17 protein-coding genes are annotated in these 19,369 nt (G+C 36.8%); 16 read left to right on the plus strand and 1 reads right to left on the minus strand.

What is annotated here, in order from left to right:
- Nucleotides 1-7: 7 nt before the first annotated feature.
- The 13 genes from proB (at nt 8) to HHT355_RS05415 (ending at nt 14,508) form a co-directional block, all read left to right on the plus strand.
- A complete protein-coding gene (gene proB, locus HHT355_RS05355) occupies nt 8-862 on the plus strand; it encodes a glutamate 5-kinase (protein ID WP_103202403.1) in 855 nt (284 codons plus the stop codon).
- A gap of 96 nt (nt 863-958) precedes the next feature.
- Nucleotides 959-1,531, plus strand: coding sequence for a 5-formyltetrahydrofolate cyclo-ligase (locus tag HHT355_RS05360; protein ID WP_158245897.1), 573 nt, complete (start codon nt 959-961; stop codon nt 1,529-1,531).
- A 30-nt stretch (nt 1,532-1,561) separates the two neighbouring features.
- Nucleotides 1,562-2,809 (plus strand): glutamate-5-semialdehyde dehydrogenase, encoded by a 1,248-nt coding sequence (locus tag HHT355_RS05365; RefSeq protein WP_103202405.1) that lies wholly within the window; start codon nt 1,562-1,564, stop codon nt 2,807-2,809.
- 156 nt (nt 2,810-2,965) lie between these two features.
- Nucleotides 2,966-3,931 carry an FtsH protease activity modulator HflK gene (hflK, locus tag HHT355_RS05370; protein ID WP_103202406.1) on the plus strand — a complete coding sequence of 322 codons (966 nt, stop codon included), beginning with the start codon at nt 2,966-2,968 and terminating at the stop codon, nt 3,929-3,931.
- Entirely contained in the window at nt 3,931-4,815 is an 885-nt protein-coding gene (gene hflC, locus HHT355_RS05375; protein ID WP_103202407.1) for a protease modulator HflC, read from the plus strand. The genes hflK and hflC overlap by 1 nt, the downstream gene beginning before the upstream one ends.
- A gap of 395 nt (nt 4,816-5,210) precedes the next feature.
- Complete coding sequence (locus tag HHT355_RS05380) at nt 5,211-6,176, plus strand: M14 family metallopeptidase (RefSeq protein ID WP_103202408.1); 966 nt, start codon at nt 5,211-5,213, stop codon at nt 6,174-6,176.
- 35 nt (nt 6,177-6,211) lie between these two features.
- Entirely contained in the window at nt 6,212-7,651 is a 1,440-nt protein-coding gene (miaB, locus tag HHT355_RS05385; protein WP_330403372.1) for a tRNA (N6-isopentenyl adenosine(37)-C2)-methylthiotransferase MiaB, read from the plus strand.
- 403 nt (nt 7,652-8,054) lie between these two features.
- On the plus strand, nt 8,055-9,602 hold the full coding sequence (gene rny / locus HHT355_RS05390) for a ribonuclease Y (RefSeq protein ID WP_103202410.1): 1,548 nt from the start codon (nt 8,055-8,057) through the stop codon (nt 9,600-9,602).
- Nucleotides 9,603-9,869: 267 nt separating this feature from the next.
- Complete coding sequence (locus HHT355_RS05395) at nt 9,870-11,069, plus strand: pyridoxal phosphate-dependent aminotransferase (protein ID WP_103202411.1); 1,200 nt, start codon at nt 9,870-9,872, stop codon at nt 11,067-11,069.
- 458 nt (nt 11,070-11,527) lie between these two features.
- Nucleotides 11,528-12,331 (plus strand): pyrroline-5-carboxylate reductase, encoded by an 804-nt coding sequence (proC, locus tag HHT355_RS05400; RefSeq protein ID WP_103202412.1) that lies wholly within the window; start codon nt 11,528-11,530, stop codon nt 12,329-12,331.
- Between the two features lie 27 nt (nt 12,332-12,358).
- On the plus strand, nt 12,359-12,895 hold the full coding sequence (locus tag HHT355_RS05405; protein ID WP_103202413.1) for an NUDIX domain-containing protein: 537 nt from the start codon (nt 12,359-12,361) through the stop codon (nt 12,893-12,895).
- Between the two features lie 96 nt (nt 12,896-12,991).
- The gene (locus HHT355_RS05410) at nt 12,992-13,615 is read left to right on the plus strand and encodes a stage II sporulation protein M (protein ID WP_103202414.1); all 624 of its coding nucleotides are present in this window, start codon (nt 12,992-12,994) and stop codon (nt 13,613-13,615) included.
- Nucleotides 13,616-13,647: 32 nt separating this feature from the next.
- A complete protein-coding gene (locus HHT355_RS05415; protein WP_103202415.1) occupies nt 13,648-14,508 on the plus strand; it encodes a tyrosine-type recombinase/integrase in 861 nt (286 codons plus the stop codon).
- Nucleotides 14,509-14,665: 157 nt separating this feature from the next.
- Here HHT355_RS05415 and HHT355_RS05420 read toward each other — a convergent pair whose 3' ends face one another.
- Nucleotides 14,666-15,694: a 3-deoxy-7-phosphoheptulonate synthase gene (locus tag HHT355_RS05420; protein WP_103202416.1), complete on the minus strand. Its 1,029-nt coding sequence runs from the start codon at nt 15,692-15,694 to the stop codon at nt 14,666-14,668.
- Between the two features lie 177 nt (nt 15,695-15,871).
- Between HHT355_RS05420 and HHT355_RS05425 the strand changes: the two genes are divergently transcribed.
- The 3 genes from HHT355_RS05425 (at nt 15,872) to HHT355_RS05435 (ending at nt 19,343) form a co-directional block, all read left to right on the plus strand.
- Entirely contained in the window at nt 15,872-17,200 is a 1,329-nt protein-coding gene (locus HHT355_RS05425; protein WP_103202417.1) for a pyrimidine-nucleoside phosphorylase, read from the plus strand.
- Nucleotides 17,201-17,450: 250 nt separating this feature from the next.
- On the plus strand, nt 17,451-18,023 hold the full coding sequence (locus tag HHT355_RS05430; protein WP_103202418.1) for an Ig-like domain-containing protein: 573 nt from the start codon (nt 17,451-17,453) through the stop codon (nt 18,021-18,023).
- A 93-nt stretch (nt 18,024-18,116) separates the two neighbouring features.
- Complete coding sequence (locus tag HHT355_RS05435; RefSeq protein ID WP_103202419.1) at nt 18,117-19,343, plus strand: D-alanyl-D-alanine carboxypeptidase family protein; 1,227 nt, start codon at nt 18,117-18,119, stop codon at nt 19,341-19,343.
- Nucleotides 19,344-19,369: the final 26 nt, after the last annotated feature.

Genomic DNA, 19,369 nt, shown 5'->3' on the forward strand with positions numbered 1-19,369 from the left:
AATTAACGTGCAGGAGAGAAAGGATTTAATAAATAAAAAAAGGATAGTAGTTAAAATAGGTTCTTCATCCCTTACCCATATGGAAACCGGAAATTTGAATCTGGATAAGATGGAAAGGCTGGTCAGAATCCTTACCAATCTAAGAAACCAAGGAAAAGATGTAATATTGGTTACCTCCGGTGCCATCGCCGTAGGAAGAAATGCATTGGGCCTTACGGAAAGACCTAAAGAACGTACTATTAAACAGGCTTGTGCGGCCGTAGGCCAGGCAAGACTTATGATGGTTTATCAAAAACTTTTTGCCGAGTATAACCAGATAGCGGCACAGATTCTTATAACAAAACATACTATGCTTAATGATATAAGCAGGACAAACGCCCAAAATACCTTTAACGAACTGTTAAAAATGGGTGTTATACCGATAGTAAACGAAAACGATACGGTTTCTACCGATGAAATGGATTTCGGAGACAACGACACCTTGTCAGCTGTCGTAACCGCTTTAGTCGGAGGAGACTTGCTGATTTTACTGTCTGACATAGACGGATTTTACACGGATGACCCTCATGTGAATAAAGACGCCACCCTGATATCCTGTGTTAAAGAAATTGACGACGAACTGATGAAAATGGCCAAATCTTCGACAGGATGCAATCTCGGGACAGGCGGCATGGCAAGCAAGATATCTGCCGCCAAAATTGCCAATGCTTCCGGCGCAGATATGGTTATAGTAAACGGAGATGATGTTCAAAATATCAACCGTGTAATAGACGGCAAAGAAGTAGGAACCCTGTTTTTAGCCCATAAAGCAGACAATTTTAACATAATGGATTACTTAAGGACAAAGCAATATAATTCATAAAGAAGATGATACAGAAGAATTTACAGGATAAATAATCAAAAAGTTAAGTCTTTCACAAAAGCATACATATTTCTGTAACCAAACAGGATGGTATTTATGACAAAAAATGAAATCCGTACACTCATGAAAGAAAAAAGAAATAAGCTTTCGGATTACCAAAGGAATGAACTTAATAAAAAAATCCAAGACAGATTATACACCCTGGATTATTTTAAATCATACGAAATGTTATTTACCTACGTTTCTTTCGGTTCGGAAGCCGATACTTTAGCCGTTATTGACACTGCTTTGAAAATGGGTAAAAAAGTTTTTGTACCCAGAGTGGAAGGAAAGGAAATGAACTTCTATGAAATTGACAGCCTAAACGGTCTAATCCGAAGCAAATTCGGGATTTTGGAGCCTGCCGGAAGTAAAAGTCCTTATCTTTTTGCACCGGATGACGGTAAAAAGCTTATGCTGCTTCCCGGCCTTGCCTTTGACAGAAACGGAAACAGAATAGGATACGGGGCAGGATATTATGACAGTTATCTTGGAAGGTATCCGACTAATGGATGGCTAAAAATCGGGCTTGCTTTCAGCTTTCAGGTTACGGATAAGCTTCCGGCTTTCAGTAATGATATAAAGGTAGATTATATAGTAACCGATCAGGAACTGGTCATATGTAAATAATTTTAGAATAAAATCGAGAGGAGGATTTGAATGGATTACTTAAAGGATATCGGAATTAGAGCCAAAAATGCTTCCGTAAAGTTAGCCTTAATGCTTCAGGATGAAAAAAACAATGCACTTAAAGCCTGTGCAGCAGCCCTTCTTAACAATCAGGATGATATTTTGGCAGCGAATGAAAAGGATGTAAATCGTTCCAGGGAAAACGGCGTTAAGGAATCTCTGATTGACAGGCTTATGCTTTCACCTGCCAGAATAAAGGCTATGGCTGACGGCCTGCTTGAGGTATGCGCCCTTCACGATCCTATAGGTGAAGTATTATCCATGAAAGTAAGGCCTAACGGCCTTGTTATAGGAGAAAAGAGAGTCCCTTTGGGTGTAATAGGCATGATCTATGAATCCCGTCCCAATGTTACAGCCGATGCTTTCGGATTATGCTTTAAAACCGGCAATGCGGTAATTCTTCGTGGCGGAAGCGATGCCATAGAATCCAACAAAGCTATAGTTAAAGCTTTGCATCAGGGCTTAAAAGAATCCGGTATAACAGAGGATGCGGTTTTGCTTATAGAAGATACATCCAGAGAACTGGTTAATAAAATGATGAGAATGAATGAATATATAGATGTATTAATTCCCAGAGGCGGATACAGCCTTATACAGTCAGTAAAGGAAAACAGCAGCATTCCCGTCATTGAAACCGGTACAGGCAACTGTCATGTTTATGTGGACGAATTTGCCAATTTTGAAATGGCTTTGGATATAATTGATAACGCAAAGACACAGAGGTTAGGGGTATGCAATGCCTGTGAATCCCTGGTTATTCACGAAAAAATAAGTGAGTCCTTTATACCTTTGGTTTATGAAAGGCTTAGTGCAAAGGGAGTAGAAATCAGGGCCGACGAAAAAGGCTGCGCTATATGCCCGGGCTGCGTACCTGCCACAGAAGAGGACTTTTATGCGGAATATCTGGATAAAATCATCTCCTTAAAAGTGGTCGCAAATCTGGATGAAGCCATTGCCCATATCAACAAATATAATACCAAACATTCAGATGCCATAATTACCGATAATTACAATAACGCCATGCGCTTCCTAAACGAAATCGATGCTGCAGCCGTTTATGTCAATGCTTCCACCAGGTTTACGGACGGCAACGAATTCGGTTTCGGTGCCGAAATCGGAATCAGCACTCAAAAACTTCATGCAAGAGGCCCTATGGGTCTCAAAGCCTTAACCACTACGAAATTTATTATTTTCGGTAACGGCCAGATCAGAAAGTAATGCCGGCCTTTAAATAAAATATTAATTTGGCGTATAAAAAGTAATACTTTAAAAATTTTAACTTAACATAAAAGTATTACTTACGCTAATTATTTTACATAGTTTTACCCAACAATTTTACTATTCAATTTCAGTAAGAAAGAAGGTGTTTTACTAATGGTTGAAAAAAGGATATATGAATTTCCCTCAACTGATTTTAGAAGTTTTCTAAAGAAATTTAAAAATATAATGCTTGCAGTAATTCTGCTTTTAGCGTTGTTTATATTGTCATTAAATTCATTTTATACAATTAAAGAACAGGAACAGGCGGTTGTAACAACTTTCGGAAAAGCAACGGCTGTCTCGGAAGCGGGCCTTCATTTTAAAATTCCTTTTATCCAAAAAATAAAAAAGGTCGATGCCACAATAAAAGGCTTTCCCATCGGTTACGATGAGGCAACCGACAAGACCATTGAAGCAGAGTCACTAATGATTACCAGAGATTTTAATTTTGTCAATGTCGATTTTTATCTGGAATATAAGGTTTCCGATCCGATAAAGTATCTTTATGCTTCATCGGACCCCGAAACCATACTGAAAAATATGGCCCAAAGCAATATCCGCACTATAGTCGGAAGTTATAATGTTGACAGTGTCTTAACCGACGGCAAATACGAAATCCAATCCAAAATCAAGGATTCTATCGTGGCAAATCTTCTGGAACATGATATAGGCCTTATGCTTGTTAATATTACCATTCAGGATTCAGAGCCTCCTACAGAGCAGGTTATGGAAGCCTTTAAATCGGTTGAAACAGCCAAGCAAGGTAAAGAAACCGCCATCAACAATGCCAATAAATACAGAAATGAAAAACTGCCTCAGGCAAAGGCGGAAGTGGACAGAATCCTTCAGCAGGCCCAATCGGAAAAAGCCAAGAGGATTAACGAAGCAGAGGCTGCTGTAGCCAGATTCAATGAAATGTATGAAGAATACATTAAGAATCCTTATATTACAAAAGAAAGAATGTATTATGAAGCAATGGAAGAGATTCTTCCTTCCCTCAAAGTTATTATAGACAACGGTGAAGGGGATATAAATAAACTGCTTCCTCTTGATTCTCTTACGGAAGGAGGAAATGAATAATGGCAAGGAAAGTTAAAGGTATTGTCGGGATATTGTTTTTGATTATAATAATCGGAGTAATTATAATCGGGTCCAACGCCCTTGTTATTACAAACGAAGATGAATATACCCTTATTAAAAGGTTTGGGAAAATAGAAAGAGTCATAGACAGTGCAGGCTTATCATTTAAGACCCCTTTTGTTGAAACGGTCGATAAACTTCCTAAAAGCATTCAATTTTATGATATGCCTCAGTCAGACGTAATAACAGTCGATAAAAAAGCTATGGTTGCAGATTCTTATGTCTTATGGAAAATAACCGATCCGGTTTTATTTGCCCAGACCTTAAATTCCTCCTTGGTTCTGGCTGAGAGCAGAATTAATACCATAGTATACAATGCCATGAAAAATGTTATCAGCCGCAATACCCAAAATGAGGTTATAAGCGGAAGAGACGGTGAGTTAAATGCTGCTTTTATGAATGATATCGGCGACAGCATGAAGCAATACGGCATTGAACTTATCACCGTAGAAAATAAGCATCTGGATTTACCCAGTGATAACAAGAATGCGGTATTCGAAAGAATGATTTCAGAAAGAGCCCAGATGGCTGCAACATATACAGCAGAAGGCGAATCTGAGGCTCAGATGATCCGTAACAGCACCGACAGAGAGATAGAAATAAGCATATCAGATGCCCAAAAAGAAGCGGCAAAAATAATTGCCGAAGGTGAAGCGGAATATATGAGAATATTGTCCGAAGCATATTCCGATAGCTCAAAAAGTGATTTTTATACCTTTATAAGAGCTTTAGACGCGGCAAGAACATCTTTTGCCGGTTCGGATAAGACCGTTATCTTATCTAAAGATTCACCGATAGCACAGATTTTTTACAATCTGGATTAATTGAATAATATCGGATTTAATTAATCTAATAATATAGGATGTAATTAATCTATTCAAAAGGAAATTCTTATGAATTTCCTTTTGAAATTTATGCAGATTTCCATACTAACTATTAAGCATATCTTTAGCCAAATACCCATATATTGTAGTGAATATAACCGTTTCCTTAGGACATAATTTGGATACGCAGCCGGCCAAAAAGCGATTCTATTATAACCACTCAGAGGAATGTTTTCATTGTATTTCTTGGATTCTTAATATTTTACGATTTGATATGGTTTTTCGTTATTTGAAACATCCTTTGAAATAATATTTGTTTAAATTTTTATGGGTAATCATAATTTTAAGTTTTAATACCGGCATAAATGTAACAGTTCTGAATAGGGAGTCTGCATATGATTATAGATTTTAATAAGCCTCAATATTCTTATATTGATTTAATTTCCGATGCCAATGCCCTGGCCCAAACCTATGGCAATATCTTGCAAAATGTCACGATTGGCAAATCCCATGACAATCGTGACATTGTTATGCTAAAACTGGGGACAGGCAAAAAATATATTCTTTTTTGCGCCGGCGTTCACGGCAGAGAAACCATAAATCCTATTGTACTGTTGAAGATAGCGGAATATTATGCGAAAATATATGAAGAATTTAATAATGCAACAGAAAAATTTGAAAATCTTATAAAAAAACCCGATGGGGATGTTCAAAAGCAGTACAACCGGATGATTTTCGGGAAATGTGTGTATGAATTATTACGTACATATACAATCCTGATTATTCCTCTTTTAAATCCGGACGGATATATGATATCATTATATGGATACAATGCTATTCAGGATCTTGACCTAAGAAAACGGGTAAAAAAAATGGGTATCAACCATACCGAATGGAAATATAACGGCCGGGGAGTAGATATTAACCGAAATTTTCCCTGCAGGTCCTGGAAGCCTAAGGGTCCGAGGGATTATGCCGCCAGTGAAAATGAAACCCAAACTCTTATTCAGATATTTCACCAGTACCGTATAAGATGTTTTTTGGATTTCCATTCAAGGGGCAAGTCCATATATTATTACAGAAACAGCATGACCTCTTCATATAACGAAAATCAATATAAAATCGCAAAAAAATTAAAGGAAATAACCGGATATGAACTGGTTAGTCCGGAAAATGAAATTGAATACGGCGATTCCGGCGGCAATACGGTCCATTATTTTTCAGAGCGGTTTAACAAACCGGCAATTACAATAGAAACAGTTGACGAAGATGCAGGTTTTCCTTTAGATTATAAATACCGGTTTTCAACTTTTGAGGAAATAAAACTGGTATTGTTTATACTGGGAAGCCTGTCACTATAAATTAAATACATAATACAAATGATTTGGAGGTAACTGTGGAAAACATAATAAAAAACGAACTGGAAGCCCAAAGGCAACTAAATATAATTAATGAACTGAAAGAAAGATTTGAAAAGGAATACCAAAAAACCGGCATCAGAAAAACCTTTCATATAGTAACATTCGGATGCCAGATGAACAGCAGGGATTCTGAAAAAATATCTGGTATCTTAAAGCAAATCGGTTATGTTCCGACCGATACTGAAGATGCCGATTTTGTCCTATATAATACCTGTACTGTAAGAGAAAATGCCAATAACCGTGTTTACGGCAGGCTGGGCCACTTATATACCTTAAAAAAGCAACGCCCCGACATGCTTATTGCTTTGTGCGGTTGTATGATGCAGGAAAATACAACGGTAGAAAAAATCAAGAAATCCTATAATTTTGTAGATATAATTTTCGGTACCCATAATATTTTCAAGCTTGCAGAACTTATAAAGACCAGGCTGGATAATGAAAAAACCGGCGGCGACCATTCCGATCATATGGTTATTGATTTATGGAATGATACGGACATGATAGTAGAAAACCTGCCCAATGACAGAAAATATCCGTTTAAAGCAGGAGTTAACATTATATACGGATGCAATAATTTCTGCAGCTATTGTATAGTTCCTTACGTTCGAGGCAGAGAAAGAAGCAGAAATCCCCAAGATATTATTGATGAAATAAAGGCCCTGGCACAAGACGGTGTTATAGAAGTTATGCTTCTGGGACAAAATGTAAACTCATACGGCAAAACTCTTAACCCTCCTACAAGTTTTGCAAAGCTTTTACAGGAAGTCGAAAAAATAGACGGAATACAAAGAATACGCTTTATGACTTCCCATCCTAAGGATTTGTCCCAGGAACTTATAGATGTTTTGGGCTCATCAAAAAAGATCTGCAAACACCTGCATCTTCCTCTGCAATCGGGAAGCAGCAGATTATTAAAGATTATGAACAGAAAATATACAAAAGAAGATTATCTTGATTTGGTGGAAAGAATCCGCAAAGCTGTACCCGATATTGCTCTTACAACCGATATCATTGTAGGCTTTCCGGGAGAAACCGAAGAAGATTTCCTTGAAACCCTGGATGTTGTAAAAAAGGTCCAATACAGCAATGCCTATACATTTTTATATTCAAAACGAACGGGTACTCCCGCCGCCAATATGGATAACCAGGTGCCGGCTGAAGTAGCAAAAGAGCGTTTTGACAGATTGGTTGAAGAAATTCATAAATCTGTGCAAAATAACTCCAAGCGTTATGAAAACACGGTTCAGGAAGTATTGGTTGAGGAAGTCAATGAGCATGACAGTTCCCTGCTTACAGGAAGGTTAAGCAGCAATATGCTCGTACATTTCCCCGGAGATAAAAGCCTGATCGGTAAAATTATACCTGTATATTTAAAAGAAAGCAGAGGATTTTATTTTATAGGCTCACAGTTATAAATAAATATAACATTTGCTTGACATTTAATAAGATAGGAATTTCGCAGGATTTTCCTATCTTATTAATTATATCATAAAATAGGAAATTTATCCTATTATCCTTAGCCATGATTATTTATAACTTATAAAACAAACCCTTGGTTTTACCTTGTGTATATATTTACATTTTAGTTTAAATTTATGCATACATTATTTTGTCTTGTACTAAATTAATTTTAGCTATACTTGACAGATTCATAAATACGGTATAAAATTAATTTATTGTATTATTTATAAAATTGAATTTCTAAATAACTTTAGGAGCAAGAAGAATATTTGAAGATTCTACTTGCAAATAAGGTTGTGAATTTACTAGAATTGATTTTGTAATTGTACAATGAAAACTGAATAAGGAGGTGCTCCTGTGCTCGAAGTAATAATTGCGGTTATTGCTACCTTCCTGATAGTTGCTCCTCTGGCTTGGAAACTTGCGATTGCTTATCGTATAAAAGTATATGAGGCTAAGATAGGCAGCGCAGAAGAAAAAGCAAGGGAAATCATAGATGAAGCTTTGAAAACTGCCGAAACCAAGAAAAGAGAAGCTTTACTCGAAGCTAAGGAGGAAGCTCTCAGAGCTAAGAATGAGTTTGAGAGGGAAACTAAGGAAAGAAGAGCAGAGCTACAACGCTATGAAAAACGGGTTCTGACTAAGGAAGAGATTTTGGACCGGAAAACCGAAGCACTGGAAAAAAAGGAAGCTAAACTTGCTTTAAAAGAAGCCGAACTTGATAAATTAAAGCAAGATGTCGAAGAATTCCATGCTAAACAACTACAGGAGCTGGAGAAGATCTCCGGATTAACCTCCGAACAAGCTAAGGAATATCTTTTAAAGACTGTTGAGGAAGAAGTTAAGCTTGAAACCGCTGTTCTCATTAAGGAAATGGAGAGCAGGGCAAAAGAAGAAGCTGACAAAAAAGCCAAGGAATTAATCGTAAATGCAATTCAACGCTGCGCGGCAGACCATGTGGCCGAGACCACAATCTCGGTTGTGCAACTTCCTAACGACGAAATGAAAGGAAGAATTATCGGTAGAGAGGGTCGCAACATAAGAACCCTTGAAACCTTAACAGGCGTAGATTTAATTATTGATGATACACCTGAAGCTGTAATATTATCAGCCTTCGATCCGATCAGACGAGAAGTAGCAAGGATTGCACTGGAAAAACTTATAGTAGACGGAAGAATACATCCTGCAAGAATCGAAGAAATGGTTGAAAAAGCCCAAAAAGAAGTTGATGTGATGATCCGTGAAGCCGGTGAAGCAGCTGCTCTTGAAGCCGGTGTCCATGGGCTTCATCCTGAACTGATTAAGCATCTGGGCAAAATGAAATTTAGGACAAGTTATGGTCAGAATGCTTTGAAACATTCTGTTGAAGTTGCCATTATAGCAGGCTTGTTAGCCAGTGAAATAGGAGTTGATGTAAGACTTGCAAAACGTGCAGGATTACTGCATGATATCGGTAAATCTGTGGATCATGAAGTCGAAGGAACGCATGTACAGATTGGTGTAGATTTGTGTAAGAAATATAAAGAATCGCCTATTGTTATCAATGCTGTCGCAGCTCATCATGGTGATGAAGAGTTCCAGTCTTTGATTGCATGTATAGTTCAGGCTGCAGATACAATATCGGCAGCAAGACCTGGAGCAAGACGAGAAACCTTGGAAACATACACCAACAGGCTTAAACAATTAGAGGATATTACCAATAGCTTTAAAGGAGTAGATAAGTCATACGCTATCCAGGCGGGTAGGGAGATCCGAGTAATGGTAGTTCCTGAACAGATCAGTGATGCTGACATGGTATTACTTGCTCGTGACTTATCAAAGAAAATTGAAAGTGAATTAGAATATCCGGGACAGATCAAGGTTAATGTTATCAGAGAATCCAGAGTAATAGAATATGCAAAGTAAGAAAATTAGAGGGTGTCTTTAAATGACACCCTTTTTTATTAACTTATTTATATAATCAATATAATGAATTCGATTAATACCCCTCTTATTCAATGTACTCCGCTTTTAGACAAATTGCACAATAATTCCGCCGTATACGGACATATGCCTACACTCCAAAATACTTTTTTGAAATTTTTTAATATTTTTGTTGCAATTTAAAAAATCATATATTACAATGTTATATAATTTTACAGCAAAGAAAAAAAGGAATAAGGAAGGTGCAGTATGTCATTAACATTATCGAGAAAAGCTATGGCGGTAAAACCATCTTCTACATTGGCTATAACTGCAAAAGCCAAGGAAATGAAGGCAAACGGAATTGATGTTGTTGGCTTCGGCGCGGGAGAGCCGGACTTTAATACGCCAAAAAATATTTGTGACGCTGCTGTTAAGGCTTTGGATGAAGGCTTCACAAAATACACTCCGGTAGCAGGAATGTTGGAGCTTCGCAAAGCAATATGCGATAAATTCTTAAAGTTTAACAATATAAAATACGAGCCCGATCAAATAGTTGTAAGTAACGGCGGAAAGCATTCTTTGGCCAATGTATTTTCAGCCATATTAAATCCCGGTGATGAAGTAATAATTCCTGCTCCTTATTGGTTAAGTTATCCCGAAATGGTAAGGCTTTCAGACGGTGTTCCTGTATATATAAGAGCCGATAAAACCCAAAATTATAAGGTTACTGCCAAGCAAATAGAAGAAGCCTGTACGGAAAAAACAAAAGCTTTCATTTTAAATTCCCCCAATAATCCTTCAGGTATGGTATATACCAAGGAAGAGTTGGAAGCTATAGCCGAAGTGGCAATAAAGAAAGATATCTATGTCGTAGCCGATGAAATTTATGAATACTTAATATACGGAGACGAAAAACATATAAGTATAGCTTCATTAAATGATGAAATTTATAAAAGAACTATAACCTGCAGCGGCCTCTCCAAAAGCTATTCCATGACAGGATGGAGAATCGGATATACCGGCTCGACAAAAGAGATAGCAAAACTTATGAGCAGCGTACAGAGCCATCTGGCTTCCAACCCTAATTCAATCGCCCAAAAAGCCGCATATGAAGCTCTTATCGGCCCACAGGATTTTGTTTATGATATGAAGAATGAATTCGAAAAACGCAGGGACTATATGTACGAGCGTATTTCGGGTATGAAACATATATCGGCCGTAAAACCTCAGGGGGCTTTTTATATGTTTATTGACATAAGCGAAGTTTTAAATAAATCATATAAAGGCCAAAAAATCGGCAGCGTAGATACTATGGCTTCCATACTTCTTGAGGATTATAAAGTGGCTGTAATTCCTTGCAATGACTTTGGCTTTGACGACCATATCCGTCTTTCATACGCAATATCCATTGAACAGATCAAAAAAGGTATGGACAGGATTGAAAACTTTCTTGAGGACTTATCATAATTTTGAATTACGGCAAAACCAATTAAAATATTTATGGAACTAACCAAAAATAAAAGATGCCTTTTATCAGGAAATACTTTTGATAAACTAAAGAGGCTGCGCTATATAGGCGCCGGCCTCTTTATATGTTATATTTATTATATGTTATATAAAAAATAGCATTAAATTAAAAATTTAAACTTCAGGCCTTTATTTAAACATTACAATAAAAAGTTTTCTTTATTGTATATTCATAACATATTCTGATTTATATTGAAAATACTGTTATTTATTAAAATAAATCTTTATTTTTGATAAACTATTTAAAAGAAATACTACCTATTTTCTAATTTTTGTGTTATTATTTTAAAAGAGTTTAATGCAATTATATTCTTTTAAATCTAATTAAAATAAAATCTTCCGGATATAATCCTTTATCTTATAAATAAAAATTATTAACATATGAAAGAGGTAAATTTATGGCATTGTTTGGATTTATAGGGGCAGGAAATATGGGATTTGCCCTCTTAAAAGCTTGTTATAGTACCTTCGGTAAAAATGAACTTGTATATTTTGATGCATCTGCCCAAAAATGTCAGGAAACAGAAAGCCAACTTGGTATACCGGCCGAAGACAGTAATATATCTGTGGCAAAAAAGTGCAAATATCTGGTCCTTGCCGTAAAACCTCAATTTATGCCTGAAGTTTTGGATGAAATTAAAGATGTTATAACCAATCAGATTATAATATCAATAGCGGCAGGAATAAGTATAGATTCAATCAGAGAAAAACTCGGTTTTCCCGCAAAAATAGTAAGAGCCATGCCCAATACTCCGGCCTTAATTTTCAAAGGTATTACCGGTATCAGCTATTCTTCCGGCTCTTTTTCTGATGAAGAAAAAGAAATTATCGGCCGTTTCTTTAGCTCTTTCGGAAGATACGAGGTTTTTGACGAAAAGTTAATGAATGCGGTAACTTGCGCCAGCGGCAGTTCACCGGCTTATGTCTATATGTTTATTGAAGCATTGGCTGACAGTGTAGTTGATCTTGGTATCCCCCGGGACAAGGCATATATTTTGGCAGCTCAGACCGTTTTGGGTGCCGCTGCCATGGTTTTAGAAACAGGAGAGCATCCTGGTGCCTTAAAGGATAAGGTATGTTCACCGGGCGGAACCACCATAGCCGCCGTAAAGGCTTTGGAAGAGCATGGTTTTCGCAATGCCATAATGAAAGCTACCGAAGCATGTTTTAACAGAGCCGAAAAACTGACCCTAAAAAAATAACCGTAAAGAATACTGAGGTGCATAAAATTGGAACATCTTAAAAGAATAAAAAGAGAACTAGCCTACAAAGGGACATTAATAAATATATATAAAGATACCATATTGATTGATAATGACAGAGAAACCACTTATGATTTTATAGAACATCATGGTGCTTCCGCTATAATACCGATTGATAAGGACGGTAATATTATTATGGTCCGTCAGTACAGAAATGCCATTGACGATTATACTCTTGAGATTCCCGCAGGCAGCCTTAACCAAGGAGAAGATAATATGACCTGTGCAATGAGGGAATGTGAAGAAGAAACCGGATACAAACCTTTAAAAGCGGAACATTTAATAGATGTACATACAACAGTAGCTTTTTGTAATGAGATGATTAAGATTTACTATTCGGATGATATTGTTCCGTCAAAGCAAAACTTGGATGACGGAGAATTTATAAACGTAGAACGTCATTCATTGGACGAATTAATTTCCATGATATATTCAGGCAAAATAACCGATGCCAAAACTGTTGCGGGCCTTTTAGCCTTAAAACATAAATTGTTTTATAAATAAGCTTGTTCTATTTTTGAAATCCCGTCATATTAATCTATTGACAAATCAATATATATACAGTTTGATTTGACAAAACAAAACAAGGCGGGATGGATAATGAAATTATTAAAAATAAAATTGCAGAAACTGACTTTTGTTCAGCTGTCAATCCTCCTCATTGTAGTCGGATTACTTGTAGGCATATTATTTGCCAACGTATTTCAACCGTTTTACTATGATATGATGATAAATTACCATAACCATATATTCCCCGAAATTGTAAGAGAAGATATAGATTATTCGGGATTGTTCTTTTATATACTTGGCAAAAACTTCAGAGAATTTATTGTTTTTTGGCTGCTTTGCATTACGGTGTTAGGAATTCCTTATATGCTCTTTAAGCTTGTAGTATTCGGATTTACCACAGGTTTTTTTATATCGTCCGTTGCAATGCAGTATGGGATAAAAGGTTTGTTGCTGATTTTAGCTTATATATTTCCTCATGGACTTATATATATTCCGATTATGATATTAAGTCTGTACAACGGCTATCGCCTTTCCAGAACAATAAACTATGATAACCCAGGTAGTTTGGGTTTTATTATTAGACACTTAAAATCATATATATTTTTGCTGATCTTTCTTACAGCTTTGATTTTACTGGGCAGTTTTCTGGAAGCATATGTGGGATCTTTTTTTCTGAAAAAAATTCTGGTGCTTTATACTATACATAGTTTATAAATGTTAAACTAAAGCAAATGAGGAGGTCGGGGATGAAGCAACAGATCGAAGATTTTATAACCTATCTAAAGGAAGTAAAACATGCTTCACTGAACACAGTCAGGGCTTATCAAAATGATTTGGAAAAGTTGGAATCTTATCTTAGCCACCAGGGGATTGAAAAAGTTTCAAAAATAACAGAAACCAGTCTAAATTCTTACATTCTTTATTTGGAAAAGGACGGTATGTCGCCGGCATCGGTGTCAAGGCATATTGCGTCTATGAAAGCCTTTTTGTTGTTTCTTTTGAGAAACGGCATAATAAATATAGACCCTTCGGAACGGATAAAAGCTCCGAAAGTGGTAAAAAAACCGCCTCATATATTGGACGAAAAAAAGATACTGGAACTGCTTAAGCAACCGGATATTACCACATCAAAAGGAATCCGGGACAGGGCTATGCTTGAACTTTTATACGCCACCGGAATAAAGGTGTCTGAAATAATAAATATTAAAATGATCGATATTAACCTATACGGAAAATACATAACATGCGGAGACAAGCAGGAAAGAATCATACCGTTCGGTTCGGCTGCCAAAAGAGCCTTAAAAGCATATTTGGATATACGTGACATAGCCTTTAATAAGAAAAACAAGGACTATCTTTTCCTGAACAGTCACGGAGAACAGTTAAGCCGGCAAGGTTTTTGGAAAATCCTTAAAGAATATGCAAAAAGAGCCGGAATAGAAGAGATTAATCCCAATACTATTCGTCATTCTTTTGCCGCCCATATGCTGGACAACGGGGCCGATATCGGCGTTGTTCAAAGATTTTTGGGATATACCGATTTTTACATGACTTACAGCAATCAAAACATTCGTGAAGTATATATGAATACTCATCCCAGGGCATAATTCAAGTTAAAACAGGTTATAAACGTATATAATTAGACTCAACATATAAATAGCATTAGACAAAAAAGCCTGCTGTTATTTTTGCTTCATAAAAGTTTGCATTTATAGGCGTATGATGCAAAAATAACGGCAGGTTTTACATTAGAATAAATCAATATTACAGTAAATCCGCAATAGTATAAATCAATTTCTCGGATTCTTCCCAGCCGAGACACGGGTCTGTTATGGATTTGCCGTATATATGACCTTTTACAGGCTGATTGCCGCTTTCTATATAACTTTCAATCATAACTCCCTTAACCAGCTTGGCTATATCAGGATTAATTCTTCTGCTGTGAAGAACTTCCTTTACTATTCTTGGTTGCTCGTCATATTTCTTATTTGAATTGGCATGGTTAGCATCAACTATAGTGGCAGGATTCTTTAAATTCCTCTCCTGATACATATTAAGCAAGCGTATAAGGTCTTCATAATGGTAATTGGGTATGGCCTGGCCATGTTTGTTTACTGCACCCCTAAGAATTGTATGGGCAAGAGGGTTTCCGGATGTTTTTACCTCCCATTTACGATATAAAAACGTATGGCTTGCCTGAGCTGCCACAACCGAATTAAGCATTACAGAAAAGTCACCGCTGGTAGGATTTTTCATGCCGGCAGGTATATCCATACCGCTTATTGTAAGCCTGTGCTGCTGATTTTCAACGGATCTGGCACCGACAGCCACATAAGAAAGCACATCCATTACATAAGGCCAATTTTCCGGATAAAGCATTTCATCAGCTACCGTAAGCCCCGTTTCGGCTATAGCCCTAAGGTGCATCCTTCTCATTGTTATAAGGCCTTCCTGTAGGTCGGGATCTTTTTCGGGATCAGGCTGATGAACAACCCCTTTATAGCCTTCTCCTGTGGTTCTGGGTTTATTTGTATATAATCTCGGTATAATTATTATTTTATCCTCAACTTTTTCCTGCACTCTGGCAAGTCTTGATATATAATCACATACGGCGTCCTCATTATCAGCAGAACAGGGACCGATTATAACAAGGAATTTATCGGACTCACCGGTTATGACTTCTTTTATTTTTTTATCCCTTTCTTTTTTTATTAGCGCGTCTTTTTCAGGCAAAGGAAAAGCTTTTCTAAGCTCTTCAGGCGAAATTACCTCTCTTATAAATTCAAAGCTCATTTCTATCCTCCCTTCTAGATGTTGTATCATTTTATAATTTTTTAATTAAATAGTCAATCCAAATTTTGTATAAAAATAAAATTTTTGAAATAAATAGTAGGATTTTTTTATAAAAATGGTATACTTATTAATGCATTACTTTAATTATTAAATATATTTTGAACAGGAGAGGTCCTTATGCAAATGTATGATTTGATAAATAAAAAGAAAAATCACGGAGAACTGAATAAAGAAGAAATTGAATTTATAGTAAACGGTTATACCAAGGGGGAAATTCCCGATTACCAAATGTCCGCCTTTTTAATGGCCGTTTGCCTTAATAAAATGACCCATGAAGAAACGGCCCATTTAACCGTTGCTATGGCAAATAGCGGTGATATGCTGGATTTAACAGCAATTCATGGGGTAAAGGTCGATAAGCACAGTACAGGCGGAGTAGGAGATAAAACCTCTCTGGTATTAAGTCCTATGGTTGCCTGTCTCGGAGTTCCCGTAGCAAAGATGTCCGGAAGAGGACTGGGCCATACCGGCGGCACTATAGATAAACTTGAAAGTATTCCAGGTTTTTCGACTTCTTTATCTCCCGAGCAGTTTATTGACAATGTAAACAGAATAAAGATGGCAATTGTCGGTCAAACCGCCAATCTGGCTCCGGCAGACAAAAAAATATATGCCCTAAGAGACGTTACGGCAACAGTAGACAATATTTCATTAATTGCTTCCAGTATAATGAGCAAAAAACTGGCTTCCGGAGCCGACGTAATTGTTCTTGACGTAAAAACCGGAAGCGGTGCCTTTATGAAAAAATATGAAGATTCTCTTGCTTTGGCAAAGGAAATGGTTCAGATCGGTACCCTGGCAGGAAAACCTACTTATGCAGTTATAACCGATATGAATCAGCCTTTGGGAAGAGCAGTAGGAAATTCCATTGAAGTTATAGAGGCTATAGAAACCTTGTCCGGTAAAGGCCCTGAGGATTTACTTGAGGTCAGTGTTACTCTGGCTTCTTATATGCTTTTAGGTGCCGGAAGGGTAAAAAGTCCCGAAGAAGGCAGAGAATTACTGCTTGAAACTATACGTAGCGGCAAGGCGCTTGATAAATTTGCCGAGTTTGTCAGTGCCCAGGGCGGAGACAGCTCATTTATCTACAATCCTGAACTGTTTAAAAAAGCATCTATTATTTATGAAGTAAAAGCTCCCGAAGACGGATATGTGACGGATATCCGTACCGACGAAATCGGAATGGCGTCCGTGGTATTGGGAGGCGGAAGAGTAACAAAAGACAGCACGATAGATTTAAGTGTCGGTATTGTTATTCATAAAAAGCTGGGTGATAAGGTTTCAAAGAACGAACCCATAGTAACTTTGTATGCCAATGATGATGAAAAGAGAAAAGAAGCTAAAAAGAGAATTCTTAATGCATATGTTTTCGGCAAAGAAAAGCCTGAACGCCCTCCTTATATTTATAGTGTGGTAACTAAAGACGGCGTTTTGGATTTAAGATAAATATTAACAATTGCCCTACTTCATAAAGATATATATAAAATGCCGTTATTTGTGTCATAATCTGATTCGTAAACCGTTTTTACAGCACAAATAACGGCATTTATTATATAAAATTATAATCACAATACAGCATATTTTCTTAAAATACCATTTCTCAAGTCAGATCTGTAAAAAATCTCATATTATATAATAAAGCCATATATAAAACCAAAAATTAATATTTTATCATATCTGATTATATAATCGGAGGATGAGGAAAATAACCTGCAAAAAAAACGATCGAATAAAACGGATTATAAAATCTATTTTAATATCATTTATTATTTTTCTGATAATTTTTATGTTATACAGAAATTCCGGCTTATATTACCGTAAGACAATAACCCTTCCCTTCAGCCTTCATCTTAACAGGCAGGAACTTATCATGACAAAAGGGGAAGAGGTTAAACTGTTTGTGTACGGTATAAACAAAAGGGTCAGCTTTTATTCCACCAACTTTCGTGTGGCCGGGGTTAACATAAACGGAAAAGTCACCGCCTATCAGACAGGAAAAGCATTTATAATTGCCAAGGTTGACAATAAAAAATTAAAATGCCGGGTAAAAGTAATTGATTTGAATAAGAAAAATTTAAAACTAAAACCGGGAGATAAATACCGGTTACGGATAAAGGGGCCTGTACTTTTTGCAAGTTATAAAAGCAGTAATCCTGAAGTTGCCACAGTAAGCATTTTCGGCAAAATAAAAGCAAAAAAACCGGGAAGAACAAAGATAATCGCAAATGTAAAAGGAAAAAAGCTTGTATGTATAGTAACCGTCAGGTAAGCCTTATTTTGTAGACAAATTTACTTAAGGTAGGTCTAAAATCAAAGGGCATGGATTAAAATATTAGTAAACAAGAATCATGCGGAGTTTAATATGAAAAAAATTACTGCCCTAATTATTTTATCAGTGTTAATTAACCTTACCTGGTCCAGTGCTTTAGTCCATGCAAAAATAAATATGTCCAAACCTGACATGGAAGATGCAATTCCGGTTGCGGCTATGGCAGATCCGAAACTGGAGCTGGCTTCCCAGGCGGCTGTATTAATGGAAGGGTCCACAGGCAAAGTTTTATATGAAAAAAATAAAGACGAAAGGCTTAAACCGGCCAGTATAACAAAAATTATGACTTTGCTTTTGATTTTCGAAGCCTTAGAATCAGGCCAGATCAAACTTACAGATGATGTTTCCGTAAGTGAACATGCGGCTTCCATGGGAGGTTCTCAGGTCTTTTTGGAGCCTTATGAAGTGCAGAAAGTTGATACCATGATAAAATGTATAAGTATAGCCAGTGCCAATGATGCCAGTGTAGCCATGGCTGAACATATTGCAGGTTCCGAAGAAGAGTTTGTTGCCAGAATGAATGCAAAAGCCAAAGAATTAGGCATGAACAATACCAATTTTGTCAACTGCACAGGCTTGGATACAGACAATCATTATACAACAGCTTATGATGTGGCCCTTATGTCCAGAGAACTAATAACAAAATATCCCCAAATCAGTAATTATGCCACCATATGGATGGATACTTTTGTCCATGAAACAAAAAAAGGCAGAACAGAATTCGGCCTTACCAATACCAATAAACTTATTAAATCTTATAAGGGCATTACCGGCCTTAAAACCGGTTCAACCAGTGTGGCAAAATATTGCCTTTCTGCAACTGCCAGACGCAATAATATGGATCTGATTGCTGTGATTATGGCCGCTCCCGATACCAAAACCCGTTTTATGGAAGCCGCCAAACTGTTAAATTACGGGTTTGCCAATTACTCTATTTATGTTGACGATAACAAGGACTTGGTTATTGACCCGGTCAAAGTAACAAAAGGTGTTTCCGACTTTGTCGAAGGGGAAGTAAAAAAGGAATTTTCCTATCTTTGCGACAAAGGGAAGAAAGCGGAAAATATACGGAAAGAAGTGGTTTTATATGATAAGATAAAAGCTCCTGTAAAGGCCGGTGATAAAATAGGAGAAGTTGTCTACTATTATGAGAATGCGCAAATCGGAAGTGTTGATATTCTGGCAAAATCGAATGTAGAAAAAGCCGGGTTTCTTGATTGTCTGGCAAAAGCATTAAAAAGATTTTTCATACAGAAGTAATGCCCTAACTTATACCCAAGATTTAC

The organism is Herbinix hemicellulosilytica, from assembly GCF_002904165.1.
GTDB classification, from domain to species: Bacteria; Bacillota; Clostridia; order Lachnospirales; family Lachnospiraceae; genus Mobilitalea; species Mobilitalea hemicellulosilytica.

Bases quoted from the DNA above. Each gene is read 5' to 3' on its own strand.
- proC (WP_103202412.1), top strand. From the start codon at position 11,528: ATGGCATTGTTTGGATTTATAGGGGCAGGAAATATGGGATTTGCCCTC.
- HHT355_RS05410 (WP_103202414.1), top strand. From the start codon at position 12,992: ATGAAATTATTAAAAATAAAATTGCAGAAACTGACTTTTGTTCAGCTG.
- HHT355_RS05430 (WP_103202418.1), top strand. From the start codon at position 17,451: ATGAGGAAAATAACCTGCAAAAAAAACGATCGAATAAAACGGATTATA.
- HHT355_RS05360 (WP_158245897.1), top strand. From the start codon at position 959: ATGACAAAAAATGAAATCCGTACACTCATGAAAGAAAAAAGAAATAAG.
- HHT355_RS05365 (WP_103202405.1), top strand. From the start codon at position 1,562: ATGGATTACTTAAAGGATATCGGAATTAGAGCCAAAAATGCTTCCGTA.
- hflC (WP_103202407.1), top strand. From the start codon at position 3,931: ATGGCAAGGAAAGTTAAAGGTATTGTCGGGATATTGTTTTTGATTATA.
- HHT355_RS05380 (WP_103202408.1), top strand. From the start codon at position 5,211: ATGATTATAGATTTTAATAAGCCTCAATATTCTTATATTGATTTAATT.
- hflK (WP_103202406.1), top strand. From the start codon at position 2,966: ATGGTTGAAAAAAGGATATATGAATTTCCCTCAACTGATTTTAGAAGT.
- HHT355_RS05395 (WP_103202411.1), top strand. From the start codon at position 9,870: ATGTCATTAACATTATCGAGAAAAGCTATGGCGGTAAAACCATCTTCT.
- HHT355_RS05420 (WP_103202416.1), bottom strand. From the start codon at position 15,694: ATGAGCTTTGAATTTATAAGAGAGGTAATTTCGCCTGAAGAGCTTAGA.
- HHT355_RS05435 (WP_103202419.1), top strand. From the start codon at position 18,117: ATGAAAAAAATTACTGCCCTAATTATTTTATCAGTGTTAATTAACCTT.
- HHT355_RS05415 (WP_103202415.1), top strand. From the start codon at position 13,648: ATGAAGCAACAGATCGAAGATTTTATAACCTATCTAAAGGAAGTAAAA.
- HHT355_RS05425 (WP_103202417.1), top strand. From the start codon at position 15,872: ATGCAAATGTATGATTTGATAAATAAAAAGAAAAATCACGGAGAACTG.